The following is a 24263-nucleotide window of genomic DNA, read 5'->3' on the forward strand; positions in this document are numbered from 1 at the left end:
CGGTCAGGCGATCGCCAGGTAGCCGGCGAGCCCGAACCCAAGGAGGGCGACACCGATGCGCATCGCGGTGGGCGGCAGCCGGGCGACCAGCGGTGGTCCGTACCATCCGCCGGCGAACGCGCCCAGGCCCATGGCCACCGCGGCGAGCCAGTGCACCGGCCCGAAGACGGCGAACCCGATCGCTGCGACGAGGTTGGCGACACCGGTCAGCACGCTCTTGAGCACACTGGCCCGCCAGATGGTCTCCGAGGTGCACACCAGGATCAGCGCGAGGAACATGACCCCGACCCCGGCGCCGAAGTAGCCGCCGTAGAGGGCCACGACAGCGGTGGCGAGCGGGTACAGGCGGGGGAAGGTCCGGCCGCCGGCGAGTTCGCGCAGTTTGGGCTGTAGCAGCAGGCTCGCCGAGGCCATGGCGATGAGGAAGGGTACTACGGCGGCGAAGACCTCCGCCGAGGTGGTGAGCAGCAGGACGGCGCCGCCGAGCCCGCCGAGGGCGGCGCAGCCGGCGTGGACAAGCAGCGCGCGGGAATCGTCGTTGACCGACGCACCCGCCTTCGCGGTGGAGCCGACCCCGACGGCGACCATGGCGACGGTATTGGTGACATTGGCCGAGACCGGCGAGAGGCCCGCGGCGAGCAGGGCAGGATAGGAGATCAACGAGGCGATACCGGTCACATAGCCGACGAGCCCGGCGAAGAATCCGGCGACCGTGACGAGGCAGAAGGTGAGCACGGTCAAAGGCGGATCTCCTCTGGAACTGGTGCCGGCGGGGCGCCGCCGCCGAGGTCGGGAGTGGGCGGCCGGTCGCACATCACGGTGCGCCGGCCGTCCCGGCGCCGTTGCCGGATCGTGCCGGGACGATCTGCCGCAGCATAACGGTCGTACGGGTTACCGTTTCGCGGGGCCGCGCCGCCAGGGCGCTGTGCCGGGCCGTGGCCTCACCACCGCGGTATTTGCGACGAATCGAGAAAATGTCTCATCGAGGGGTTGAACTCGTGACCGAAGTGCGGAATACCTATTAGGGACCAGGTGATGTCGCGACGACGCGGCACGGACCCGAGGAGACAGACTGTGCGCACATTCACCGGCAAGGACGAGGTTCTCGCCGCGGTGGGGGAGACCCTGGGCACGAGCGACTGGGTGGAGGTCACCCAGCGGATGGTCGACCAATTCGCCGAGGCCACCGGAGATCATCAGTGGATCCATGTCGACCCCGAGCGCGCGAAACGAGAGAGTCCGTTCGGCGGGCCCGTCGCGCACGGCTACCTGACGCTGTCGCTGCTGCCGCTGCTCGGTTCCCAGATCTTCGGCTTCGCGAACGCGAAGCTGGGCATCAACTACGGCTCGAACAAGGTCCGGTTTCCCAGCCCGGTGCCGGTGGGCGCGAAGGTGCGGTCCACGGCCGTGCTGGCCGACGCGACCGAAGTATCCGGGGGCGCGCTGCAATTGGTCGTGCAGCACACGGTGGAGATCGACGGTGGATCCAAGCCGGCGCTGATCGCGGAGGCGGTGAGCCGGGTCGTGTTCTGACCCGGCCCCGCGGCTCAGCGGTCCGCGTCGGTGAAGCGGATGATTCCGCGGATATTGCGGCCCTCGAGCATATCGGCGACTCCCTCGTTGATCTGCTCGAGGGTGTATTCGCGAGTGACCATATCGCCGAGTCCGAGGTCGCCCAGTTTGTAGAGCGCGAGCACCTCGGGAATGAGGAGCTGCGGGTTTCCGCCACCGAACAGTGTGCCGCACAGACTCTTCTGCTGGAAGGTGAGGGCCGACAGGTTCATGCGCGGATTGGTCTCCGCGGCATCGCCGGTGGCGGCGAGGACGCAACTGCCGCCCTTGGCGGTGATCCGCATCCATTTCGCCAGATCGTGGCCGTCGCACCGCCCGACCGCGACGATCACCGTCCGGCACATCTGGCCGCCGGTTACTTCCTCGATTCCGCCGATCGCGCTGTCGATGGTCGGGTAGATGTGGGTGGCGCCGAATTTCGCGGCCTGCGCGCGTTTCGATTCGATGGGGTCCACCGCGAAGATGCGCCGGGCGCCGGAGATGACCGCCGCCTGGATCGCCGCGGAGCCGACCGCGCCCGCCCCGACCACCGCCACATCCGCCCCGGGGCGGACCGTGGCGGTATTCACCACGGCGCCGTATCCGGTGGTGACGCTGCAACTGGCGAGGCAGGCGATATCGAAGGGGATCGACGGATCGATCTTGACCACCGAGCTCTTGTGTACCACGGCGTAGGGGGCGAAGGCGCCGATCAGCGAGGTGGGGTGCACATCGCGGTCGCGGGCGCGGATGCGGAAGGTGCCATCGGACACCGCTCCCCGGGTGAGCAGATTCTGGCCTCGATCGCACAGATTGTGATGACCGGATAGGCAGGATTGGCACATTCCACAGGCCGGAATGAAGGAGAAGACGACATGATCACCCACCGTCAGCTGTTCCACCCCCGCGCCGACCTCGATGATCACTCCCGCACCCTCGTGCCCGCCCAGAATCGGGAACTCGGCGGTGGGCACGTCACCGCTGGCCAGACGCTGATCGAACTGGCACAGCCCGGCGGTCTCGACCCGTACCTTCACCTCGCCGTACTGGGGGTCGCCGATCTCGATCTCCTCGACCGACCACGGCTGCGCGTAATCCCAGATCAATGCACCCTTGGATTTCATCGGCTTCCCTTACTGTCGTGGCGGCGTCGCGCGTGGGTTCGCGGCAGTACCCAGGTTGCCTGATAATGACGTTCTCGGAAAGTGTTATATCGAATTTTCCGGGAAGGTGTTCTGCCGGGACCACGGCCACCGCGCATGACGCCGTGAACGCAGGTGGGCGGTGAGCCGTGAACCGGAAGTTCAGTACTGCGCCGCGCCCAGGTCGACCGAGATACTGCCGGCGGTGACGAACCGGGATTCATCGCTCGCCAGCCAGCACACCGCGTCGGCGATGTCCTCGGGCTGGGCGATGCCGTCCGGCAGCAGGGGAGTGTTCATCCGCGCGAGGAGCTCGTTGGTCTGCGCGGCCCGGGTGAGCGCGCCGACCATGTCCCCCGAACCCATCGGCGTGGCGACCGGGCCGGGCGCGACACTGTTGACCCGGATCGAATGCTTGCCGAGTTCGGCTGCCAGCGCGCGGGCCATGCCGGTGACCGCGTGCTTGCTGGCGGTGTAGTGCACCATGAACGGCTGCATCGCCACGCCCGAGGCGGAACTGATCAGGATGATCGAGCCGCCCCGCCCGCCCTCGATGATCCGGGGCGCACCGGCCGTCACGGTGTTCCAGGTGCCGATGACATTGGTGTCGAGCACCGCCTGGAACGACTCCGGGGTGATGGCGTCCCACGGTTCGGGGATGCAGATCCCGGCGTTGGCGACGATCACATCGAGCCGGCCGAACGCGGCCGTCCCGGCGTCGACGACGGCCCGTAGGGCGGCCGGGTCACGGGTATCGGCCGCTTCGGCGACGATCTTGCGGCCCGTTTCCTCGACCAGGCGGACGGTTTCGTCGAGATCGCCGGGAGTGGCGGCGTCGTAGGGCACCGCGGGTGGAAGTGGACCGCAGAGGTCCACCGCGATGATATCGGCGCCCTCGGCCGCCAGCCGGACCGCGTGGGCCCGGCCCTGACCGCGCGCCGCGCCGGTGACGAAAGCTACTCTGCCGGATAGTCGACCGCTCACTTGCCGTTCTCCTGTCGTTGCGAACACATCCGACCATTGTGTGCCGTACGGGGCGCGCTCTGCACGCATCGAATCGCGGGCGGGCAGGCCGGACCAGGACGCCCGGGCCCCGGATGAGTTACTCCGACAGCGCCTTCAGGGCCAGTTCGGCCAGCTCCGGGCGGCAGATCAACAGGTCGGGGAGATAGGGATCGGGGCGGTTGTAGACGAGGGGGGTGCCGTCGAGGCGGGAGACGTGCAATCCTGCCGCGGCCGCCACCGCGACCGGTGCGCAGGAGTCCCATTCGTACTGTCCGCCCGAATGGGCGTAGATATCGGCGGTTCCCCGGACCACCGCCATTGCCTTGGCGCCGGCCGAGCCCATCGGGACCTCGGTCGCCCCCAGCCGGGCCACCAACCGCCGGACCTCGAAGGACGGGCGGCTGCGCGACAGCGCGACCCGTACGGTCCCGGGCGGTGGCGGCGGCGGGAGGACCGGCGGCTGCCCGGTGTGCAGCACCACGCCCTCGGCCGGGAGCGCGACCGCTCCCGCGGCGGGCTTTCCGTCCACCGCGAGCGCCACGTGCACCGCCCAGTCCGTCCGCGCGGGTTCACCGTATTCACGGGTGCCGTCGAGCGGGTCGACGATCCACACCCGGGACTGCCGGACACGGTCGCCGTCGTCGGGTGATTCCTCCGAGAGCACGGCGTCCGCCGGGCGTTCGGCGGCCAGCCGCCCGAGCAGGAAGGTGTCGGACCGCCGGTCGCCGACAGCGCCGCCGAGTTCCCGGATGCCGAGCAGCAGCTCTCCGGCTTCGCCGGCCAGTGTCGCGGCGAGTGTGTGGTCGTCCATGAGGATCCTTCCCGGCGAGCGATGCCGCCCAGATCCATATACCACGGTGCGTCCGGTGCACTGCTCACCCGGTTCCGCGGACCGGTCCGCGGAGCACCGGCCCGGGCCGGCGCCGGTGCGGCAGGTCAGTAGGCGATGAACAGGATCTCGTCGCGCGAGTAGTCGTGGCCGGGGTGGTTCTCGGTGAGATGTTTACGCACCACATCCACCAGTTCGTCCTCGGTGGCGCCGGTCAGGTGTTCACCACAGGGGCAGTTGAGCCTTGTCTTCACAGGAATTCCTTTCTTCGCGTACAACGATCGGGAACAGCGTACGTCTCCGGTGGCCGGGGCGACGGCTATCGGCGGCGGCGTCCGGTATCCCCGGCGCTGTGCCGGAAGCCCGACCGATCTCGGCAAGGTCGCCGCGCAGGTGGACCCCGAGGTCTGATCAGGCGCGCCGGACCGGCATCCGTTTGATGCCGTGGACGAAATCGCTGTGCACGTACTCCGGGTCGCCGAGCACCACCTCGGGGATCCGGGGCAGTAGTTCGTGGAACAGTAGCCGCAACTGCATTCTGGCCAGCCAGGCGCCCAGGCAGAAGTGCGCCCCGCCGCCACCGAAACCGGAATGTGGATTCTGGTCGCGGGTGAGGTCGAAGATATGGGGCGCCTCGAGCGCGGCGTCGTCGCGATTGGCCGAACAGTAGAAGAGCACCAGTTTCTCGCCCGCCCGCACCGGGGTACCGGCGACCTCGGTATCGGTCACCGCGTGCCGCGCGAAATGAACGACCGGCGTCGCCCAGCGGATGAACTCCTCGACGGCGCCGCCGAGCCGGGCCGCGGGGTCCTCGAGCAGCCATTCCCGCTGTGCGGGATGGTCCACCAGCGCCTTGAACCCGTGGGAGGTGGTCTGTTTGGTGGTGTCGTTTCCCGCGGAGGCGAGCAGCACCATGAACGCGCCGATCTCTTCGTCGGTGAGTCGATGGCCGTCCACCTCCGCGGCCACGATCGCGGACATCAGGTCGTCGCGTGGGCTGCGGCGGCGGCGCGCGGCGAGTTCGGTTCCGGTGCCGTGCAGGATGGCGAACTGGGTCATGAAGAACCCGGCCCGTTCCTCGAGGCTCGCGTATTCCTCGTCGCTCGAGCCGAACATCGCTTCGGCCGCATGGGCGACGGTCTCCCGATCGGCGCGGTCGATGCCGATCATGTCCGAGACGGTACGCATGGGCAGTTTGCGCGAGAGACTGTCCACGAGGTCCACCGGTTGCCCGCCGTGCAGGTCGGCGAGGAACTCGTCGACAATTTCGGCGGCGTTGGCCCGGATCTGGGATTCGATGCGCCGCACCTGCTTCGGGGTGAACGCCGCGCTGATGAGGCGCCGGTACCGGGTGTGCCGGGGCGGATCCATGGTGAGGAAGAAACTCGTCGGACGCTGCAGCTCCACCGGCATCGGGTCCATGCTGACACCCAGGCTCGAGGTGAACAGTTCGGGATGGCGGCTGATGTAGGCGATATCGCGGTGCCGGGTCACCGCCCAGAAACCGGGTTCGGCATGCGGGAAAACGGTGGGTGCCGGGGCGTGCCAGGTGAGTTCCGGTTCGGCGCGCAACCGGGCGAATACCTCGTCGCGGGCCGCGAAGTCACGGGCCCAGAACTCCGGTCCCGAGATATCGAGCCGGTGGAAGCGGCGGGTGGCGGCCGGGGCGCTGTCGGCAGGATTCATGAGCGGCTCGAGCTCTGCAGACCATGGGTACCGCACGCGGTGCAGGCCGGGGACGAGCGCGCGCCGGTAGGAACACTGTAGTGCGCCCCCCGGCTCCCGACGGCTGCTTCCGGTGAATCGGGAGGCTTTCCCGTGTCCTCGTCGCCGGAGTGCGCCGAACGGTGCCGAACGCAGTGCGCCGGCCGCCCGGCCGGTGGGGGCGCAGCCGAAAACCGGAAGCGAAAGAAGTTTTTCGCGCTTCGGCGGAATGTCGGAGGTGGCCCGGCGCAACCGGGCCTGGGTGCGCCGGGTGGTCCGGTATCTCGCGGGGATCGTAGGCGTGGATCCTGGGGCGTGATTCGGCGGTGTGGCGCTATCTCGACCGGACGCGCCCGGTGGCCCTGATCCTCGGTGCGGTGGTGCACCACATCGAGGACGCGGCGGATCCGGCGGGAATCGTGGCGGGATGTGTGCGGGCGTCGAGCCCGGGATCGTTCCCGTCGACGAGTGGTGGCCCTCGGGTCCGTCGCGATCGCCGCGGACGGCCGAGGAACGCCTGCTCCCGGGCGGGGTGGGGCGTAAGGGCGAGCCTTCGGCGACCGGCCCGGTGGAGGTACCCGGGGCGGGTGAGGCGCGCGGGCGCAGGTCGATCGCCGCCGAAGCGCTGCGGAAATAGCATTCTCATATGAAGAGAACTGCCTTATACTTCGGCTGGACCGGCTGCCTCGCAAGGTGATCCTCCGGGTCGAGGGGCGGCGTGAATCGCGCGGGAACTGGATAGATGCCGTGAGCTCTTCGAACGAACCGTGGACAGTGGCCGACGCGCCCGACCAGTCGGGCCGTATCGCCGTGGTGACCGGTGCGAACACCGGCATCGGACTCGAAGTCGCCCGCGGACTCGCCCGCCGGGGTGCGACGGTCGTGCTCGCCTGCCGCAACGATCCCGCCGCCGCGGCGGCGAAGGCCGATATCGAGGATTCGGTACCGGGCGCCGACATCCGTACCACGCACGTCGATATCGGTGACCTGAGCTCGGTCGCCGCCTGCGCGCGACGATTGCACGGCGAGCTCCCCGGTATCGACCTGCTGGTCAACAATGCGGGCGTGGTGGCCGGTACCTGGACGCCGACCGCCGACGGTTTCGAGAGCGATTTCGGCATCAACTTCCTCGGGCATTTCGCGTTGACTGCGCAACTGGCCGATATGATCACCGCCGCACCGGCCGGCCGGATCGTCAGTGTGGGCAGCCTGAGTAACGGACGCCGCAATGCGGCACTGGATTTCGAGGATCTACAGTCCGAGCGCAGCTTCGGCCGCCTGGTGACCTACTCCCGTTCGAAAATGGCCTCCATGACATTCATGGTCGAATTGCAGCGCCGATTGACGGCCGTGGATTCGCGAGCGCTGTCGGTGGGCGCCCATCCGGGCGGGGTGCGGTCGACCATCCTGCGCGATCAGAGCCTGCTCGTGCGGATCGCCTACAGCGATGTGGTGATGACGCTCGCGCGCTTGGTCACTCAGACGCCGGAGGCGGGCGCCCGGTCCCTGCTGCGGGCCGCGCTCGACCCGGAGGTGCCCGGCGCCGGGTTCTACGGTCCGGTGCAACGGTGGGGACTGGTCGGCCCGCCGGTGCGGTTGGCCGTGCCCGCCGGCGCCGCGGACCCCGCGGCCGGGCGTCGGCTCTGGGCGGTCGCCGAGGAGCTGACCGGTGTGGAGTTCGCGCTCGCCGCGCCGAAACGCCCGGTCGTGGGCGAGGCACCGGTACGCGGCGCCGGGGCGGTCCCGGAGGCGGAAGCGGCCGGCGAGAGCGCGTAACCACGCGGCCGGGCAGCGGAATCAGCGGGCGGTACGGGGACGGATCAGTCCCTCCTGCATCGTGGTCGCGCACAGCCGGCCCGCCCGGTCCACGATCTCGCCGTGTGCGAGCCCGCGGCCGCCACCCGCCCAGCGGCCGTACTGGTCGTGCAGGAACCATTCGTCGACCCGCAGCGGAGCGTGGAACCAGATCGAATGGTTGACCGTGGCGACCTGGAGTTCACGGTCGCGCAGGGTCTCGCCGTGCGGTCCGGTGGTCGACGAGAGCAGCAACAGATCGCTCAGATACATCAGGCACGCCGCCTGCTCCAGATTCGTCTCGGGCACCGGCGCGCGGGTGCGCAGCCACACCCGTTGCCGGGGTTCGGACGCGGCTCCGCGCATGGCGTGCGCGCGGGCGGGGGGATCGGGGAAGCGGGCGTCCACCCCGAGCGCGTCGAGGAATGTCGTGGTCCAGCGCAGTGCTTCGGGGTGCCCGGCGAAGACCTCCCCGAGATCGGGCACATCGTCGGGACCGGGGGTGTCGAGCGCGGCGATCTGGTGGGCCACCCCCTCCTCGGGCCGATGGAACGAGGCGAGCATCGTGAAGATCACGCGACCGTTCTGGATCGCCTCGACCCGCCGGGTGGAGAACGAGCCGCCGTCGCGCACCGGCTCCACCACGAACTCGGTGGGGACGGTGGTGTCGCCCGGCAGCAGGAAATAGGTCTGTGCCGAATGGATGGGCCGGTCCGCCGGGGCGGTCAGCCCTGCCGCCAGCACCGCCTGACCGGCGACTTCGCCGCCGTAGCTGCGCCGTGCGGGTCCGTCGTGGGTGCGTCCGCGGAAACGGTGGTCTCCGACGCGTTCCAGAGCGAGCCGGTCGGCCACCGACTCCACGGGCCGCACGCTGTCCAGGGTCATGGCCACCTCCGTGGGGCACGATACGGCCATGTGCCGCGGTGTCGGACAAGGTCGGATCCCATTATGGTGCGGGTATCCGGTACGGCCGGGCGCCGACTCCCCGCACGAGTCCGGGGCACGGCCCGGCCGTACCCCGGTTCGTGGCGATTCACTTGGGCGCGAAGCGCATTCCGGCATCCAGGCGCAGGCACTGGCCGTTGAGCATGCCGTTCTCCACAATGGCGGCGGCCAGCTTCGCGTACTCCTCCGGGCGGCCCATTCGCTTGGGGAAGGCATTACCGGCGACCAGCGGGGTGACCATCTCCTCCGGCACTCCGGCGAGGATGCCGGTATCGAAGAGCGACGGCGCGATGGCAAGGACCCGGACCCCGACCGAGCCGAGGTCGCGCGCCATGGTCAACGCCATACCGGCGATACCGGCCTTGGCGGCGGTGTAGGCGACCTGCCCGATCTGGCCTTCGAAGGCGGCGATGGACGCGGTGTTGATGATGACGCCGCGTTCGCCGTCGGCATCGGGTTCGCCCTGGCTCATATGCCAGGCCTGCAACCGGTTGAGGTTGAAGGTGGCGATCAGGTTCAGATCGATGATCTGGGTGAACGATTCCAGATCGTGCGGCCCTGTTTTGGAGAGGGTGCGCTTGGCGATCCCGCCGCCGGCGGTGTTGACGGCGATATCGAGGCCGCCCAGTTCGGCCACCGCGTCGGCCAGCACGGTTTCGACTCCCGCATGGTCGGTGACATCGGCCTCGAAGAAGGAACCACCGAGATCGGCCGCGACCTTGTTGCCCTCACTGGCGGTCCGGTCGACGATCACGACCTTCGCCCCGCGCGCGGCCAGGAGCTCGGCGCTGGCCCGTCCCATTCCGGAGGCGCCGCCGACGACGACTGCACGTGTTCCCTGAATCTCCATTGTCCCTGTCTTTCTCGGTGTGATGCCCGGTCGTCGCACGCCGAACGTATACCGGCCTACGTTATAGCGGCGGGGTGCGACCGGGCCACAATTTTCGTAGAAGTCTCGGTGAAAGTGCCGGTCGGGCGCTCTGGGACCGGCCGAGCGGATGTCTTCGGATCGGGGTGGTGTTGCCCGGCTCTCCGGGCTCAGGCGCTCGTCTGGAGATTGCGCGCGGAGAGTCCGACGGTCGCCGGTCCGGAGCCGACCAGCATCCGCTGGAACGCTTCCTGTTCCCGCATGCCCCGCGCTTCGGCACGCGCTCGCGCACCCGGGCTGATCCGGGTGGCCGCGCTGCGGACCAGATTGACCGGCAACCGCAGCATCGGATACCACGGCGGCATGTACGGCCACAGCCCGAGTTTGCGCATGGCGGTGGGACCCAGGTACATGGTGGCTATCGAAAGGTGCTGTGCGCGGGCGATTCTGCCGCGCAGCCACGGCAGGTTGGGGTAGGTCCAGGTGAGTGGGTCGTTCGCCATCGGCAGCGCGAGCCGGCGGGTGGTCTCGTCCGGGTTGGTGATGGCGGTCATGCAGTGGTACAGGATCCGCACACTGTCACGGAACCCGGTGGGTAGCCATTCGTCGGCGACACCGATGAGCCACCCCACATAGCGTGCGAGGTGAGCGGCCGCTTCCCGGTCCGCCCGCGACGGCAGGATCCCCATCGCCATCCCGCCGATGAACGGTGCGATGAGGGCGCCGACCAGTGTCGCCGCCATATCCGTCTGGTTGATCGGCAATCCCCAGGCCTCGCCGTCCCAGTCCGGCATGGCGCCCACGTGCCGGCGGACCAGCGAATGGACGAAGCGCACGTGCAGGGTCGAACGGTACCCGGGACCGAACTTCTCCATTCCGTTCTGGACGTCCAGCGCCCACTGCATGGTTTCGGCGAACCGCTGCGCTGGACCCTTCTCCAGGGCTCCGGTCCGCAGCAGGGTCTTGTTGAAACCCGAAGCGAGATAGCCGCCGAGGAAGGAGACGTCGCGCGCCAGGTACAACCCATCGAATCCGCCACGACGCAGGACCTGTTCGCCGCGGCGTAGTGCCTGCTCGTCCAGCCAGGCCGGCGGTGTCTCCACAGTGGTGAAGAATTCGCGTAGTGGGGCGGGAGCGTCGGGGACCGAATCGATCCCGGCGTGCAAAGCCTGTTCGAACAGCGGCCGGGTGGTGTCCATCCCCGTCGCGATCATCCAGTCGACCAGCGAATCCATCGGTTCGTCCCCGACGAGCAGGGAGGCGCCCATGGCGTCCCACTGCTCGGCGTCGGGCGCGCCGATACCCATCAGCAGTGCGAACGGTCGCAGTCCCGGCACCCGGACCGGAGCGGCGGGGTGGCGGGTAGGAATCGCGGCGCCTGTGTTGTCGGAACCCATGAAACGAATGTATGGACTGCGTTACATTGTGTCAATCATGGGGTTCGCGAGGTCCGGGAGTAGCAGATGAACGATGCCCGTCGATATGTCGTGATCGGAGGCGGGCTCGCCGGCCTGGCCGCGGCGGTATGGCTGGCCGAGGCCGGCAAGCAGGTGACCCTGCTCGAACGGCGGCCCCGGCTGGGCGGCCGCACCCAGGCGATGGAGGTCCCCGAGGTCGGCGACACCCCCGACAACGGTCAGCATGTGGTGGCCAGTGGCTACCGCAGCCTGTTCCGCTACCTCGACAGCGTCGGGACCCGCGAGCACCTCGAATTCCCGGGCGCCGGGACACTGCGCTGGCCCGGCGGACGCGCGGTGCTGTTGCACACCAAGGGTTTCCGCGCGGTGCGGACGCTACTCGGCGCCCACCCCGACGCGGGATTGCTCGACCGGCTCCGGGCGCTGCGCGCGACGATCCGGCTCGGCCGGCAGGCCCTGTTCCAGCCCGCGGATCTGGCCGATATCACCACCGAGCAGTGGTTCGAGCGAGTGGGCATGCCCGCGACAGCGCGGGAGGCGCTGTGGGACTGGCTGGCACTCGGTATCGCGGCCGAACCGGTGCAGCGGGAATCGGCGAAGGTGTTCGCCGACGTGCTGGCGACCGGTATCCGCATCGGAGCGCGGGACCGGGTCGGTGTCACCATCGGGTATCCGACCGTGGACCTGGACACCCTCTACATCACCGGCGCCGAACGGGCATTCGCCCGCTACGGTGTCGACGTCCGCTTCCGGGCGGTGGCCCGCCGGATCCTGATCACCGACGGCCTGGTGACGGGCGTGCGACTGGCCGACGGGACCGAGATCCCGGCCGACGCGGTGGTCTGCGCGGTACCCAATTCGCGGATCCACGGTCTGCTCGACGAGCTACCCGAACACGCCGAGATCTACGCCGCCGCCGACAAACTGGGCGTGACCCCGATCGTCAGCACCAACCTGTACCTGGACCGGCCGCTGCGCACGAAAACCGCGATGGAAGCACTGATCGGCGGGACCGGCGTGATCGACGAGGTCTTCGACCGGCAACGTATGCACGGCCGGGCGCCCGGCGGTGCCTGGCTCTACTGCCTCACCACCAGTGGCGCCTACGAACAGATCCACAAGAGCAACGACGAGATCATCGCGGAGCAGCTGGCACTGATCCGGCGCTACTATCCCGAAGCCGCGGCGGCGCAACTGGTACACGCCCAGGTCGTGAAAATGCCCAAGGCCACGTTCTCACAGGTACTGGGCACCACGGGGCTGCGCCCGGAGCAGCGGACCTCGGTGCCGAATCTGGTACTGGCCGGCGACTGGACCCGCACCGACTGGTCGGCCACGATGGAAAGTGCTGCCCAGAGCGCGGAGCGCGCGGTAGCCGCACTGCTCGAGCATGCCGACGCCGCCGATCGCCGTCGCTGAGGATTGCGGCCGCGCTCGCTGCGGCGTCCGTCTGTGGCTGCCCGGTGGGCGCATTCGCCTGGCCCCCCGGCGCGGGTGCGGCGTCTATTGCGGTGACGGACGCCGCTCGCGCGCTGATCCGCCCGGTGGTCGTGCCTCCCGGGAACGGGCCCGTTCGGTTCCGGTCCGGACGAGACCGTGAGCTCGGCCGGGCCGCCGTCCGTCGCCCTCGGAGCGGACACCGCGGTGCCTAGGATCGACGAGGAGGACGGGGCGACAAGGAGTACGACCGTGGTGAAGATTTCCCGGACCACCCAGGTGTCCGACAGCATCGTGGTGCATATCGATCCGGAGACCGCCTACGATGCGGTGACCGATGTGACGCAGATGGGCAGGTGGAGCCCGGAGAACACCGGGGCCGTGGTCCCGGAGCCGGGCCGGCCGGCGTATCCCGGCATGGAATTCGTGGGCGCCAACCGGCGCGGCGTCATGCGCTGGCACACCGGCTGCACGGTGGTGGTGGCCGAGCGGCCCGGCCGGTTCGTCTTCGAGGTCCGCCGGTGGGGCGTGTGGAAGCCGTTGCTGCCGGTGGCCGTGGCCACCTGGGAGTACCGGTTCGAGGAGGTGGCCGACGGTACCCGGATCACCGAGACCTGGTACGACGATCGTGCGGGCTGGCCGGACACCCCCGCGCTGTGGTTCGACCGGATCGCCACCGGTAAACGCGGCTTCGCCGAATTCCAGAAGGGCAATATCCGGCGGACGCTGGAGCGGATGAAGGCCGAACTCGAGGTCGCCCGCGGGGCCTGAACCAGCCTCTCGCCTGCGATGGACAGGTGTACAGGGCGTTCGTTGCGGGGGCCAGAACAGGCCGCTGAACTGCTGCGACAAGGCGCATCGTGAGCACGGCTCGGTACTCGGCCGAGCGTCCGATTGGTTATTGACACCCGTCCCGACAGGTGTCTACTTTTGACCTCGCCCGGGGGACGCTCCACGGGCACTCCGCTTGTCGGCTGTCCCGGCCGCCGCGTTCCGGGACGCGGCGGAGCGGGGGTGGCTGTCGGCGCGGAGTCGTGCACAGCTGTTCGGAGGTCGTCCTTGTCCGCATTCTCACGGCGTACATTTCTCGGTGGTACCGCGGCGGCGGCCGCCGGTCTCACCGTCGCCGGCACGGCCGTCGCCTCCGCGCAACCCGGCAGCGGCGCCCCGCGGCGGCGCACTCCCGTTGTGCGCGAGGAACATCGGGTGATCGTGGTGGGTTCCGGATTCGGCGGCGGGATCGCCGCGCTGCGGCTGGCGCAGGCCGGTGCCCCGGTTCTGCTGCTCGAACGTGGAAAACGGTGGGCCACCGGGCCGAACGCGGACACCTTCGGCAATCCCCTGAACCCGGACCGGCGACTACTCTGGCACGGTTCGGCCCCGCAACTGTTCGGCAAACCGGTAGCGCTCGAGCCCTACACGGGACTGCTCGACGCGGTGGTGGGCGAGAACATGACCGCGCTGTGCGCGGCGGGACTGGGCGGTGGTTCCCTGCTCTACCAGGGAATGTCGCTGCAACCGAGCGAAGCGGTGTTCAATACCCATTTCCCGCAGGAACTGGACTGGCGGCTGATGGACCGCGTGCACTATCCACGCGTGGCAGCCATGCTGCGGCTGGCGGTGGCGCCCGACGAATTGATCGCCCACCCGCACTACAAGGCCGCCCGTACCTTCGCCAGGAACGCCGCGGCCGCCGGGTTGCCGGTGTCCAAGATCCCGATGCCCATCGACTGGAATTTCGCCCTCGCCGAGACCCGCGGTGAAATGACGGCCTCCTACACCAACGGCGCCGGTGCTTTCGGGGTCAACAACGGCGGCAAGCATTCGGTGGATGTGACCTATGTGGCCGCGGCCGAGGCCACCGGCCTGGTCGATGTGCGGGTGATGCACAACGTCACCGAGGTGGAGCGCGGCCCGGACGGCCGCTGGCTGGTCCATGTCGATCGGACCGACGAGACCGCGCGGGTGCTGGAGAAGAAAATTCTCACCGCCAAGGCCCTCATCATGGCCGCGGGCAGTCTCAACACCACCGACCTGCTGATGCGGGCCGCGGCCAAGGGGCTGGTCCCGGATATGCCCGACGAACTGGGCGCGGGGTGGGGAACCAATGCCGATCGGATCTACACCTGGACCGACCTGGCCGAGGACTTCGGCCCGGAACAGGGCGGGCCGGTCGTGTACGGCAGCCTGAACTGGGACGACCCGGCGACGGCGCATACCGTCATCCAGGCCTCGATTCCACCGCTGGGTATGGACGCGCACACCACCATGCTGGTCGGCTACGGGGTGAGTGAGGCGCGGGGCCGCTTCGTCTACGATCCGGCCACCGACCGCTCCCGGTTGTCCTGGCCCGCGGACGGTGACGCGGCCATCCAGTACGGCCGGATCGAGCAGACCGTGCGCAGGGTGGCCGGGCCGGCATCGGTGATCGGCGATACCAATCGCGCGTTCCCCTCGACCTGGCATCCGCTGGGTGGTGCCTGTATGGGGACCGTGTGCGATCTCGACGGCCGGGTCCACGATCAGCCGGGGCTGTATGTGCTCGATGGCGCGCTGCTTCCGGGTAACGCCGCCGCCTGCAATCCGTCGATGACCATTGCCGCGGTGGCCGAACGGGCCATGGACAACCTGGTCGCCCGGGATGTGGGGCCGGTCATCTGACGGCAGCCTTATTCGGTTCGGCCGGCTCATTCGGATCCGGGTTGTGCGAATCGCTCCACCGCGAGTAGAACAGGTTCTAATCGAAGAATCCCGAACCCGCTCGGGAACGAGACCGTTCCCCTCGACCGGAATGAGAACCGTGCCTGTAGCGCTGACCGCCGACCAGGCGGCACTGGCCGAAACCGTGACCGGATTCGCCGACCGCCGCGCCGGTCGCGGATACCTCCGCGAGAACACCGAACACCTGAAAGCGGGTGAGCGGCCGGATTTCTGGCCCGATCTGGTGGCACTCGGCCTGGCCGGGATCCATCTGCCGGAATCGATCGGTGGCCAGGGCGGCACACTCGGCGATCTCGCGGTGGTGGTCGCCGAATCCGGACGGGCGCTGCTGCCCGGGCCCCTGCTGCCCACGGTGGTCGCCAGCGCGGTGCTTGCCGCCGCGGCGGGGCAGGACCGCGTCGATGCCCTGCTGCGGAAATTCGCCGCCGGGGCGACCGGCACGCTCGTCGCGCCCGAGCACGCGATCACGGTGGACGGTGGTGCCGGCGATGCCGTACAGCTCAGCGGCACCACCGGGCCGGTGCTGGGTGCCGCGTCGGCCGAACTGTTCGTGGTGGCCGCGGCGTCCGGCGCGCAGACCCGGTGGTTCGTCGTCGACCGGACCGCCGCGGGACTCGAGGTCGTGGTGCAGGACGGGGCCGACCTGGGCCGCGATATCGGCGAGATCCGGTTCACCTCGGTCGCCGTCGATACGCCGGTCGCACTGGATACCGAGCGGGCCGGCGCGGTCGCCGTGGCGCTGTCCGCGGTGGAGGCCGCGGGGGTGATCCGCTGGTGTTCGGACACCGCCACCGCCTACGTCACCTCGCGGACCCAGTTCGGCCGGCCGATCGGCGCCTTCCAGGCGGTCCAGCACCGCACCGCGCAACTGCTGATCACCAGCGAACTCGCCACGGCGGCGGCCTGGGACGCGATTCGCGGCCTCGACGACGACGCCCGGCAGCGGACCCACGCGGTCGCGGGGGCGGCGCTCACCACCCTCGGCAACGCCGTGCACGCGGCCGTGGAATGTCTCGGTCTGCACGGTGCGATCGGGTTCACCTGGGAACACGATCTGCACCTCTACTGGCGGCGGGCCATCGCGCTTGCCGCGCTGGCCGGGCCGGTGGAATCGTGGGAACTGCGGCTGGGCGAGACGGCCCTGCACGGTCCGCGCACCTTCACCGTACCGCTGCCCGAAACCGATTCCGCCTTCCGGGAACAGGTTTCGGAGATCCTGGACCGGGCTGCGGAACTGGACAACCCGGGCCCGTCGAAGATCGGCGACACCGATGCGGTGAACCCGGGTCCGCGCCGTACGCTGCTGGCCGACCACGGCCTGGTCTCGCCGCCGATGCCCCGGCCCTACGGCATCGAGGCCGGCCCCCTCGAACAGCTGATACTGCAGGACGAATTCGACCGGCACGGGATCGCCCAGCCGTCCATGGGAATCGGTCAGTGGGTGGTACCCATCGTGCTGCACCGTGGCACACCCGAACAACTGGCCCGGCTGGCCGCTCCGGCGCTGCGCGGCGAAGAGATCTGGTGCCAGCTGTTCAGCGAACCGGAAGCCGGCTCCGATGTCGCCTCCCTGAGTCTGCGGGCCACCCGCGTCGATGGCGGGTGGGAGTTGAACGGTCAGAAGATCTGGACCACGCTCGCCCACCGCGCCGACTGGGGGTTGCTGCTGGGCCGCACCGATCCGGACGCCGAGCGGCACCGCGGGCTCACCATGTTCCTGGTCGATATGCACGGCGCCGGAGTGACGGTACGCCCGATCACCCAGGCCAGCGGTGATGCCGAGTTCAACGAGGTCTTCTTCGACAATGCCTTCGTGCCCGATTCGATGGTCCTCGGCGAACCGGGTCAGGGCTGGACGCTGACCCTGGAGACGCTGGCGCAGGAACGGCTGTTCATCGGCGGCGTCCGGGATCCCGGACACAACAAACGGATCCGGGAGATCATCGAGCGTGCGGAGTACGCCGGCAGTCGTGAGGACGCGCTGCGCACGCTCGGCCGCATCAGCGCCCGAGGGGCGGCCGTATCGGCGTTGAATCTGCGCGAGACGATCCGGCGGCTGGACGGGCAACCGGTCGGGCCGGCCACCAGTGTCGCGAAGGCGGCGGCCTCCATGCTGCACACCGACGCCGCGGCGGCCGCCCTGAACCTGATCGGCCCCGCCGGGGCCCTGGGCGAGGCGGTCTCCGAACCGGTACACCACGAGCTCGATATCCCGACCTGGATCATCGGCGGCGGGACGCTGGAGATCCAGCTCAACACCATCGCGACGCTGGTGCTCGGCCTGCCCCGGAGATAACGCCCGGGCCTCGGCCTGCCCGGAGCCGCGAATCGACTCGCAACTGAGGGCGGGCGCCCCTGTTACCGTCGGTGACGTGACCGAGCGACTACCCGCGATCCTGCGCGCCGACCTGCGCCTACCCGTTATCGCCGCCCCCATGTTCATCGTGTCCGGACCCGAACTGGTCCTCGCTCAATCGAAAGCGGGGATCATCGGCTCCTTCCCGGCGCTCAATGCGCGCAGCACCGAGAAGTTGCGGGAATGGGCTCACCCGGATCACCGGTGAACTGGCCGCCACCCCCGGGGGCGGCGCCGTACGCGGTGAACCTCATCGTGCACAAGAGCAATGCGCGCCTGTTGGAGGATCTGGCGATCCTGGAGGAGTTCCGGGTGCCGACCGTGATCACCTCGCTGGGCGCGCGCGCCGATGTCAACGAGCGGATCCGCGCCTACGGCGGAGTCGTACTGCACGATGTCATCAGCGATGCCTTCGCCCGCAAGGCGGTGGCCAAGGGCGCCGACGGACTGATCGCGGTGGCCGCCGGGGCAGGCGGTCACGGCGGGACGGTCTCGCCGTTCGCATTGATCCGGGAGATCCGGGAGTGGTTCGACGGCCCGCTGGCCCTCTCGGGCGCCATCGCGCACGGTGACAGCGTGCTCGCCGCTCTCGCCGCCGGCGCCGATTTCGCCTATGTGGGTTCGACGTTCATCGCGACCGACGAGGCGGCGGCGGTGCCCGAGTACAAGAAGATGATCGTCGCCGGCACCGCCGGGGATATCGTCTACACGGATTTTTTCACCGGCGTCAAAGGCAACTACCTGCGGCCGAGTATTGTCGCCGCCGGAATGGACCCCGATGCGCTGGGGGACCCGGGGGACGGCTCCGGGTCGCTGGAATTCCTGAACTCCGGCGAGGCCAAGGCGTGGCGCGATATCTGGGGCGCCGGGCACGGTATCGGCGCGGTGACCGAGATCGGTCCCACCGCGGCCGTCGTCGACCGGCTCGCCGCGGAGTACGCCCTGGCCCGGCAGCGGCTCGCCGCACTGGGCTGATCGAGCTCAGCCCAGTGCGTGTGCGCGGAAGAAGTCCCAGATGAGCGTGGTGGCGCCGATCGAGTTCGTATCGTTGCCGACCAGGGCCGCCGGGAAGATCTCCGACGGAGTGCCGAACCAGAGGTGACCGCCGCCGACCACCGACCACAGCTGGACCTCGGCTCCCGCCGGGCACGGATACGCCGAGTGGACCACATCGTCGGTGACCTGCCGGTCGACCGGATCGCTCGCGCATCCGTTGCGCCGGGCCCAGGCGGCGGCGTTCTCCGGAATCGGGTGCGGGCCCGGACCTTCCACCGCCGGCCCTCGATGACCGGGGTCGGCCGAACCGGATCCGTCCGGCGAGGGGAGCAGTCGGGCGTTGGGACCCGTACCGCCCGCGTAGGCGACGATGGGGTCGGCGGTGCCGTGCAGGGCGATGACCGGAATCGGCCGGGCCGGCGCGCACCACGCGAAATCGGTCAGGCCCGCGACCGGTGCGATGGCCGCGATCCGGTCGGCCAGTTGGCAGCCCAGTGATGACGTGGTGAAACCGCCCATGGACAGCCCGGTGGCGTAGATCCGCCGGGTGTCCACGCACAGTGTGGATTCCACCTCGGTGAGCAGATCCGCCAGATAGCCGATATCGGCCGAACCACGGCCGAAGTCCCAGCGCGGCAGGCCCGGCCGCAGCAGTTGCGGGGTGACGGTGACGAAGCCGTGGGTACGTCCGTAGGAGCCGAACTCGGTGCTCGTGTACTGGATGACCGCGGGTTCGAGGTAGCCGTGCAGATCCAGGACCACCGGCAGCGGCCGGCCGGTGTCCGCGGGAACGTCCCGGCCGTAGACACCGGAGATACCGCGGGCGCCGAACAGTATCGCCTCGGTGCCGGGCGGCGGCTGCGGTGCCGAACACCCCGCCGAGGGGAGTGGCGCCGGCACCGCGGGTTCGGCATGGGTGGGGCTCGCCGTGAGACCGAGGGATACGACGACCGCGAGAACGACCGGCACGGCTCGTCGCCCGGCCATACGCAGAATTCGCCCGCGCCCGGCGATAACAGGATTTCCGAACATGGTGACGATCATGGCAAATCGAAGTAATTCGCTCGCCGCAATCGAGAATTCGGTCGATCAGGGGTCTCGACATGCCTCCGTCGACCAGCCGGGATGGGCTCCCGTCCCCGCTTCAGCCGTTGGCGCGGGCCAGCAGATCGTCGAGTTCCGCGGCGGTCATCAGCCCACCCAGGTTCAGCGCGATCCGCCCGATGGGGATGGAACCGATCATCCGCGCCATATCCACTCCCAGATCGGTGCCCGCCGAAGTACCGGGTTCACCGATCAGCGGCCCGAGTTTCGCGCCCAGTTCCGGCCCGGCCACCGCATTCGCCATGACCTCGGCGAACGACGACTCCCTGGTGAGCGGCACCCGGACCTCGTCGCCGTCGATCCGGACGGTCGCGTGCACCGGTAGGTCACGGCTGGAACGGCCGATGGACAGGAGGTATTCGCCGCCTTCGACGACCCAGCGACCGGCGGGTTCGTGCCAGCGGGCGAATTCCCGCCGGGGTATCCGCACGGTCACCTCACCCGCCGCACCGGGTTCCAGCTCCACCGCCGCGAAACCACCGAGCTCCCGGGGCGGGCGCAGCATCGACGAGGCCACCGGACCGGTATAGACCTGGACCACCTCCCGGCCCGCGCGGGCGCCGGTGTTGGTCACCCGCACCGTCACCGTGACCCCGTCGGCATCGGCGACCGCGCGTGGTTCGGCGTAATCGAAGGTCGTATAGGTCAGCCCGTGCCCGAACGGGAAGCTCACCTCGAGCTCGCGGCGGTCGTACCAGCGGTATCCGACGAAAATGCCCTCCCCGTACCGGACATGACCGTGTTCGCCCGGGAAATTGTCGTAGGCGGGCACATCGGCGAGCCGTAGCGGCACCGTCTCGGTCAACCGGCCCGACGGCGCGGCGATACCGAACAGCAGATCCGCGACGGCGCCGCCGGCTGCCTGCCCCAGCAGCGCGGTGTCCAGGATCGCGTCCGCGGCATCGACGATCGGCGCCAGCCGCAGTACACCGCCGTGGGCCAGGACCACCACCACACGGTCCTGTACCGTGCGGACGGCGTGCAGTAGCTCGACCTGATCCGCGGGCAGCTCGATATGGTCACGATCGAAGCCTTCGGATTCCTGTGCGGCCGCGAGTCCCAGGAAGAGTACGGCGACATCGGCCCGGGCGGCCGCCTCGACGGCCTCCGCCCGCAGATCCGCTGTCGCGGAATCGGACCCGGTATCGAATCCGCGCGCGTAGCCGATCGTCGCCGGTCCGGCGTGCGCGCGGATCTCGTCGAGCGCGATATCGACTCGGGTGGCGGCGACATGCGACGAACCCCCGCCCTGGTAGCGCGGTTCGGTGGCGAATTCACCGAGTACCGCGATATGCCCGGTCGGCGACAGGGGTAGCAGGTCGTGCTCGTTCTTCAACAGCACCGCGCAGCGGCTCGCGACCCTGCGGGCGAGCGCATGGTGTTCGTCGGCGTCCCAGCCGGTCTCCGGATCGGCAGTGCCGGCGGCGTGGACGGCGAGGGCGGCGATCCGGCGGGCGGAAGCCTCCAGCACCCGCGGGTCCAGCGAGCCGTCGGCGACCGCGGCGACCACGCGCCCATCACCCGCCTCGTCCGCGCCGGGCATCGCGAGATCCAGTCCGGCGCCCACCGCGGCCACCCGGTCGTCGACCGCGCCCCAGTCGCTCACCACCACACCGGTGAAACCCCACTCCTCGCGCAACACCTCGGTGAGCAGCCAGCGGTTCTGCGCCGCGTACACACCGTTGATCTTGTTGTACGAACACATCACCGTCCACGGGGCGGCTTCCCGCACCACGTGCCCGAACGCGTGCAGATAGATCTCGCGCAGCGGGCGCGGATCGACGTCCGAACTCGAGGTCATCCGCTCGTGTTCGGTGTTGTTCGCCGCGAAATGCTTCAGTGACGCGCCCACCCCCTGCTGCTGGAGTCCGCGGACCCAGCCGGTGGCCAGCGCGGCGGTGAGCCGGGGGTCCTCGGAGTAGTACTCGAAATTGCGGCCGCAGCGCGGATCGCGCTTGATATTGATCCCGGGCCCCAGCACGATGTGCACACCCGCCGCCGCGGCCTCCCGGCCGATCGCCGCCCCCACCAGGGCCGCGAGCTCCGGGTCCCAGCTCTGCCCCAGGCCCACCGCGGGCGGAAAGCAGGTGGCCGGAATGCTCGGACCGATGCCCAGCGCGTCACCGGCCCGGTCCGGATCCTGATAGCGCAGACCGTGCGGGCCGTCGGAGAGGGTGATCGACGGGATATCCCCGATCGGCTCGGTCGACCAGAAGTCGCGTCCACTGCCCAAGCGGGCGCGTTGCTCGACCGACAGCGGGGCGACGAGGTCGTCCGGGGTGGATGCGCTCGGGTCCGGCATACGACTCCTCCTGTGATTCAGCACTGCTGTCGAACCTAGCCGCCGGGCGCGGTGTGGTGGTGGATACGACCTGCGGGGGCGTGACGGCCGGCCACGTGACCGGTACCGATCCGCGGGTCGGCCCCCACCGCCATCACCGTGTCAGGACCCGGCCGGACCGTAGTCCAGATGCACCACGCCGTTGGCGTACACATCGTGGCCTTTGAGAGCGAACTTCGTGGTGGCGCCCCCGTCGGTGAACAGTTTCTCCCCCTTACCCAGGGCGATGGGATAGACGAACAGGTGCAGATCGTCGACCAGGCCGTCGGCGAGCAGCGCCCGCACCAGAGTGCCGCTACCGCTGATGTAGATGATGCCGTCGGTCTCGTCCTTCAGCGCGCGGATCCGGCTCGGATCGTAGGCGCCCAGGGAGACGCTGTTGGCCCATTCGACCTGCGGTTCTCGTGCGCCCACGACGTACTTGACGGTGTCGTTGAAGAACGGGGCGCCCGGATCGTCCTCGACAGTGCGGGTGGACCAGGCCGGGGCGAACATCTCGAAGGTATTGCGACCGAGCAGGATCGCTTTCGCCGCTCCGGTGATCGCCGCCAGTGTCTCACCCATCTGCGGATCGAACCCGAACTCGAAGGTGAACGACGGGTCCTCATACGTCCCGTCGAGGGAGACGAATTCGTGCACGGCGATGGTTCCCATGATGATGTCCTTTCTGGCTGCGGCTCGGCGTCGGCCGGCCCGTCCGGGGTGAGCCGCCGGGGCTCGTCGGTCTCGTTCGGGTAGACGTGACCCGGCGGGATTTCTCATCGGTGCCCGGTGAGCTTCCACGGCGCCCATTCTCAGGAGCGGGAGGGTGGCCGGGTTGCGAGATGGAATCCTGTTATGCAGGTGTCGTATCGGGTCGAGGAAGGTGGACGATGGCTCCGAAAGAGGATTGGGCGCTCCATCGTCCGGACAACGCGCCGATTCTCAATCCCTATATCACCTATGTCGAGAAGGTGCTGAAGGCGCTGGAAGACGGACTGGGTGACAAGAACGCGCAAACACTGAATGCCGGGAAGCTGGTGAAGAAGGCGGGCGAGCGTCCCGGCGAGAGCGCGTTGCGGGAGCAGTACGACCTCAACATGAAACAGGTCGACGGCTACCAGGAGGATTGGGAGTCCCTTGATGACCAGATCGGTTTCATCGCTGGCTTCGCCGCCACAGACGCCAATGCGGTGAGCCGGGAGTTCGAGGAACTGCGCGACACCGCCATCGAGATCACCGAGTCGGTGCCGGACAATCCCACTCCGGCCCGTCAGATCGGTGCCGTGAACGCGCTGGACGACGCGGTCGGCGTCGCCTACGAGGCGATTCTGCGTGCGTATGCGAAGTTGGAAGGCAAATCCACCGAGGTCCCCGCACAGAACTGGTCGGGAAACGGCGGGGCCGCGCCCTACGTTCCCGGTCTCACGAATACCAGCGGTGCCTACAGCGGTGCCTCCCCCCAGCCCATCGGCGAGGGCGAGAAGGCTCAGGTGAAGGAGATGTACGACTACCTGATCAAGAAGGGCTTCACTCCCGCGCAGGCGGCCGGTATTCTCGGGAACCTCCAGGTGGAGTCCGGTTTCGACACCGGCGCCTACAACCCGGGTGAGGGCGCGATCGGTCTGGCCCAGTGGCTGGGCGGTCGCCGGGCGAATCTCGAAGCGTTCGCGGCCTCCCGCGGCCAGGATGTGACGAGTTGGGAGACACAGATCGACTTCATGGTGCACGAACTGGAAACCAGTGAATCGGGCGCCATGAACAGACTGAAGAGCACCACGACCGCCGGCGACGCCGCGGCGGTCTTCGACCAGTACTACGAACGAAGCTCCGGCGCGGCGCGCGGGCAACGGATCGCCAATGCCGAGAGCATCGCGACCAGTATGGCCAACTCCGCTCCTTCCACCGATTCCTCGGTGCTGGCGTAATCCGGCGCATTTTCGGTTCGCACGACGCGAGGCCGGGTCGGCCCCATGCGCAGAAGCGTAGAGGAGGCGGAACGGCCGGTGCCGGATCGTCCATGCCCGCCGTGTTCTCCACGATCACGCCGTGCCGGTTTCCGGCGTGGTACCG

The 24263-nt window shown here is 69.1% G+C and carries 20 protein-coding genes and 1 pseudogene; 9 read left to right on the forward strand and 12 right to left on the reverse strand.

Annotated features, from left to right (window positions below; translation table 11 throughout):
• Nucleotides 1–3 precede the first annotated feature (3 nt).
• Nucleotides 4–741 carry a sulfite exporter TauE/SafE family protein gene (locus ON38_RS10340; RefSeq protein ID WP_039824334.1) on the reverse strand — a complete coding sequence of 246 codons (738 nt, stop codon included), beginning with the start codon at nt 739–741 and terminating at the stop codon, nt 4–6.
• A 333-nt stretch (nt 742–1074) separates the two neighbouring features.
• On the opposite strand from ON38_RS10340, the gene ON38_RS10345 reads away from it, so the two are divergent.
• Nucleotides 1075–1533, forward strand: coding sequence for a MaoC family dehydratase (locus ON38_RS10345; RefSeq protein WP_039824335.1), 459 nt, complete (start codon nt 1075–1077; stop codon nt 1531–1533).
• Between the two features lie 14 nt (nt 1534–1547).
• Here ON38_RS10345 and ON38_RS10350 read toward each other — a convergent pair whose 3' ends face one another.
• The 5 genes from ON38_RS10350 to ON38_RS10365 form a co-directional block, all read right to left on the reverse strand.
• Entirely contained in the window at nt 1548–2675 is a 1128-nt protein-coding gene (locus tag ON38_RS10350; protein WP_039824337.1) for an NDMA-dependent alcohol dehydrogenase, read from the reverse strand.
• A gap of 180 nt (nt 2676–2855) precedes the next feature.
• Nucleotides 2856–3677, reverse strand: a complete 822-nt coding sequence (locus ON38_RS10355; RefSeq protein WP_039824339.1) for a mycofactocin-coupled SDR family oxidoreductase — start codon at nt 3675–3677, stop codon at nt 2856–2858.
• Nucleotides 3678–3795: 118 nt separating this feature from the next.
• Nucleotides 3796–4509, reverse strand: coding sequence for a 3'(2'),5'-bisphosphate nucleotidase CysQ (locus ON38_RS10360; protein WP_039824340.1), 714 nt, complete (start codon nt 4507–4509; stop codon nt 3796–3798).
• Nucleotides 4510–4634: 125 nt separating this feature from the next.
• Entirely contained in the window at nt 4635–4781 is a 147-nt protein-coding gene (locus tag ON38_RS34790; protein WP_063814553.1) for a DUF1059 domain-containing protein, read from the reverse strand.
• 157 nt (nt 4782–4938) lie between these two features.
• Nucleotides 4939–6213 carry a cytochrome P450 gene (locus tag ON38_RS10365; RefSeq protein ID WP_039824342.1) on the reverse strand — a complete coding sequence of 425 codons (1275 nt, stop codon included), beginning with the start codon at nt 6211–6213 and terminating at the stop codon, nt 4939–4941.
• Between the two features lie 344 nt (nt 6214–6557).
• Between ON38_RS10365 and ON38_RS38175 the strand changes: the two genes are divergently transcribed.
• The gene (locus ON38_RS38175; RefSeq protein WP_169333262.1) at nt 6558–6881 is read left to right on the forward strand and encodes an SAM-dependent methyltransferase; all 324 of its coding nucleotides are present in this window, start codon (nt 6558–6560) and stop codon (nt 6879–6881) included.
• A gap of 97 nt (nt 6882–6978) precedes the next feature.
• The gene (locus ON38_RS10375; protein ID WP_083872513.1) at nt 6979–8007 is read left to right on the forward strand and encodes an oxidoreductase; all 1029 of its coding nucleotides are present in this window, start codon (nt 6979–6981) and stop codon (nt 8005–8007) included.
• Nucleotides 8008–8028: 21 nt separating this feature from the next.
• On the opposite strand, the gene ON38_RS10380 is transcribed toward ON38_RS10375, so the two are convergent.
• The 3 genes from ON38_RS10380 to ON38_RS10390 form a co-directional block, all read right to left on the reverse strand.
• Nucleotides 8029–8910 carry an acyl-CoA thioesterase gene (locus ON38_RS10380; protein WP_039824378.1) on the reverse strand — a complete coding sequence of 294 codons (882 nt, stop codon included), beginning with the start codon at nt 8908–8910 and terminating at the stop codon, nt 8029–8031.
• 148 nt (nt 8911–9058) lie between these two features.
• Nucleotides 9059–9820 (reverse strand): SDR family NAD(P)-dependent oxidoreductase, encoded by a 762-nt coding sequence (locus ON38_RS10385; RefSeq protein WP_039824346.1) that lies wholly within the window; start codon nt 9818–9820, stop codon nt 9059–9061.
• A 188-nt stretch (nt 9821–10008) separates the two neighbouring features.
• A complete protein-coding gene (locus tag ON38_RS10390; RefSeq protein WP_039824347.1) occupies nt 10009–11235 on the reverse strand; it encodes an oxygenase MpaB family protein in 1227 nt (408 codons plus the stop codon).
• A 66-nt stretch (nt 11236–11301) separates the two neighbouring features.
• Here ON38_RS10390 and hpnE point away from each other — a divergent pair, with 66 nt between their 5' ends.
• The 5 genes and pseudogenes from hpnE to ON38_RS10415 all read left to right on the forward strand — a co-directional run bounded on the left by hpnE (nt 11302) and on the right by ON38_RS10415 (nt 18745).
• Nucleotides 11302–12675 carry a hydroxysqualene dehydroxylase HpnE gene (gene hpnE, locus ON38_RS10395; RefSeq protein ID WP_039824348.1) on the forward strand — a complete coding sequence of 458 codons (1374 nt, stop codon included), beginning with the start codon at nt 11302–11304 and terminating at the stop codon, nt 12673–12675.
• 270 nt (nt 12676–12945) lie between these two features.
• Entirely contained in the window at nt 12946–13464 is a 519-nt protein-coding gene (locus ON38_RS10400) for an SRPBCC family protein (protein WP_306306664.1), read from the forward strand.
• A 288-nt stretch (nt 13465–13752) separates the two neighbouring features.
• Nucleotides 13753–15354, forward strand: a complete 1602-nt coding sequence (locus tag ON38_RS10405) for a GMC oxidoreductase (RefSeq protein WP_051164576.1) — start codon at nt 13753–13755, stop codon at nt 15352–15354.
• A 130-nt stretch (nt 15355–15484) separates the two neighbouring features.
• Nucleotides 15485–17710, forward strand: coding sequence for an acyl-CoA dehydrogenase family protein (locus tag ON38_RS10410; protein ID WP_051164577.1), 2226 nt, complete (start codon nt 15485–15487; stop codon nt 17708–17710).
• Between the two features lie 139 nt (nt 17711–17849).
• Nucleotides 17850–18745 (forward strand): annotated as a pseudogene (locus ON38_RS10415) (NAD(P)H-dependent flavin oxidoreductase).
• Between the two features lie 6 nt (nt 18746–18751).
• Here ON38_RS10415 and ON38_RS34050 read toward each other — a convergent pair.
• From ON38_RS34050 to ON38_RS10430, 3 genes are all read right to left on the reverse strand, one after another.
• Complete coding sequence (locus ON38_RS34050) at nt 18752–19798, reverse strand: CE1 family esterase (protein WP_157181721.1); 1047 nt, start codon at nt 19796–19798, stop codon at nt 18752–18754.
• 112 nt (nt 19799–19910) lie between these two features.
• The gene (locus ON38_RS10425; protein ID WP_039824349.1) at nt 19911–22172 is read right to left on the reverse strand and encodes a glycoside hydrolase family 3 C-terminal domain-containing protein; all 2262 of its coding nucleotides are present in this window, start codon (nt 22170–22172) and stop codon (nt 19911–19913) included.
• Nucleotides 22173–22313: 141 nt separating this feature from the next.
• Nucleotides 22314–22865 (reverse strand): dihydrofolate reductase family protein, encoded by a 552-nt coding sequence (locus ON38_RS10430; protein WP_039824350.1) that lies wholly within the window; start codon nt 22863–22865, stop codon nt 22314–22316.
• Nucleotides 22866–23083: 218 nt separating this feature from the next.
• On the opposite strand from ON38_RS10430, the gene ON38_RS34055 reads away from it, so the two are divergent.
• Complete coding sequence (locus tag ON38_RS34055) at nt 23084–24118, forward strand: phage tail tip lysozyme (RefSeq protein ID WP_051164579.1); 1035 nt, start codon at nt 23084–23086, stop codon at nt 24116–24118.
• Nucleotides 24119–24263 lie beyond the last annotated feature (145 nt).

Source organism: Nocardia testacea NBRC 100365 (genome assembly GCF_000308775.1).
Taxonomy (GTDB): domain Bacteria; phylum Actinomycetota; class Actinomycetes; order Mycobacteriales; family Mycobacteriaceae; genus Nocardia; species Nocardia testacea.

Coding starts and splice junctions, on each gene's coding strand:
- ON38_RS10425 (WP_039824349.1), bottom strand. CDS start 22,172: ATGCCGGACCCGAGCGCATCCACCCCGGACGACCTCGTCGCCCCGCTG.
- ON38_RS10430 (WP_039824350.1), bottom strand. CDS start 22,865: ATGGGAACCATCGCCGTGCACGAATTCGTCTCCCTCGACGGGACGTAT.
- hpnE (WP_039824348.1), top strand. CDS start 11,302: ATGAACGATGCCCGTCGATATGTCGTGATCGGAGGCGGGCTCGCCGGC.
- ON38_RS10390 (WP_039824347.1), bottom strand. CDS start 11,235: ATGGGTTCCGACAACACAGGCGCCGCGATTCCTACCCGCCACCCCGCC.
- ON38_RS10365 (WP_039824342.1), bottom strand. CDS start 6,213: ATGAATCCTGCCGACAGCGCCCCGGCCGCCACCCGCCGCTTCCACCGG.
- ON38_RS10360 (WP_039824340.1), bottom strand. CDS start 4,509: ATGGACGACCACACACTCGCCGCGACACTGGCCGGCGAAGCCGGAGAG.
- ON38_RS10385 (WP_039824346.1), bottom strand. CDS start 9,820: ATGGAGATTCAGGGAACACGTGCAGTCGTCGTCGGCGGCGCCTCCGGA.
- ON38_RS34055 (WP_051164579.1), top strand. CDS start 23,084: ATGGCTCCGAAAGAGGATTGGGCGCTCCATCGTCCGGACAACGCGCCG.
- ON38_RS10410 (WP_051164577.1), top strand. CDS start 15,485: ATGAGAACCGTGCCTGTAGCGCTGACCGCCGACCAGGCGGCACTGGCC.
- ON38_RS10350 (WP_039824337.1), bottom strand. CDS start 2,675: ATGAAATCCAAGGGTGCATTGATCTGGGATTACGCGCAGCCGTGGTCG.
- ON38_RS34050 (WP_157181721.1), bottom strand. CDS start 19,798: ATGTTCGGAAATCCTGTTATCGCCGGGCGCGGGCGAATTCTGCGTATG.
- ON38_RS10380 (WP_039824378.1), bottom strand. CDS start 8,910: ATGACCCTGGACAGCGTGCGGCCCGTGGAGTCGGTGGCCGACCGGCTC.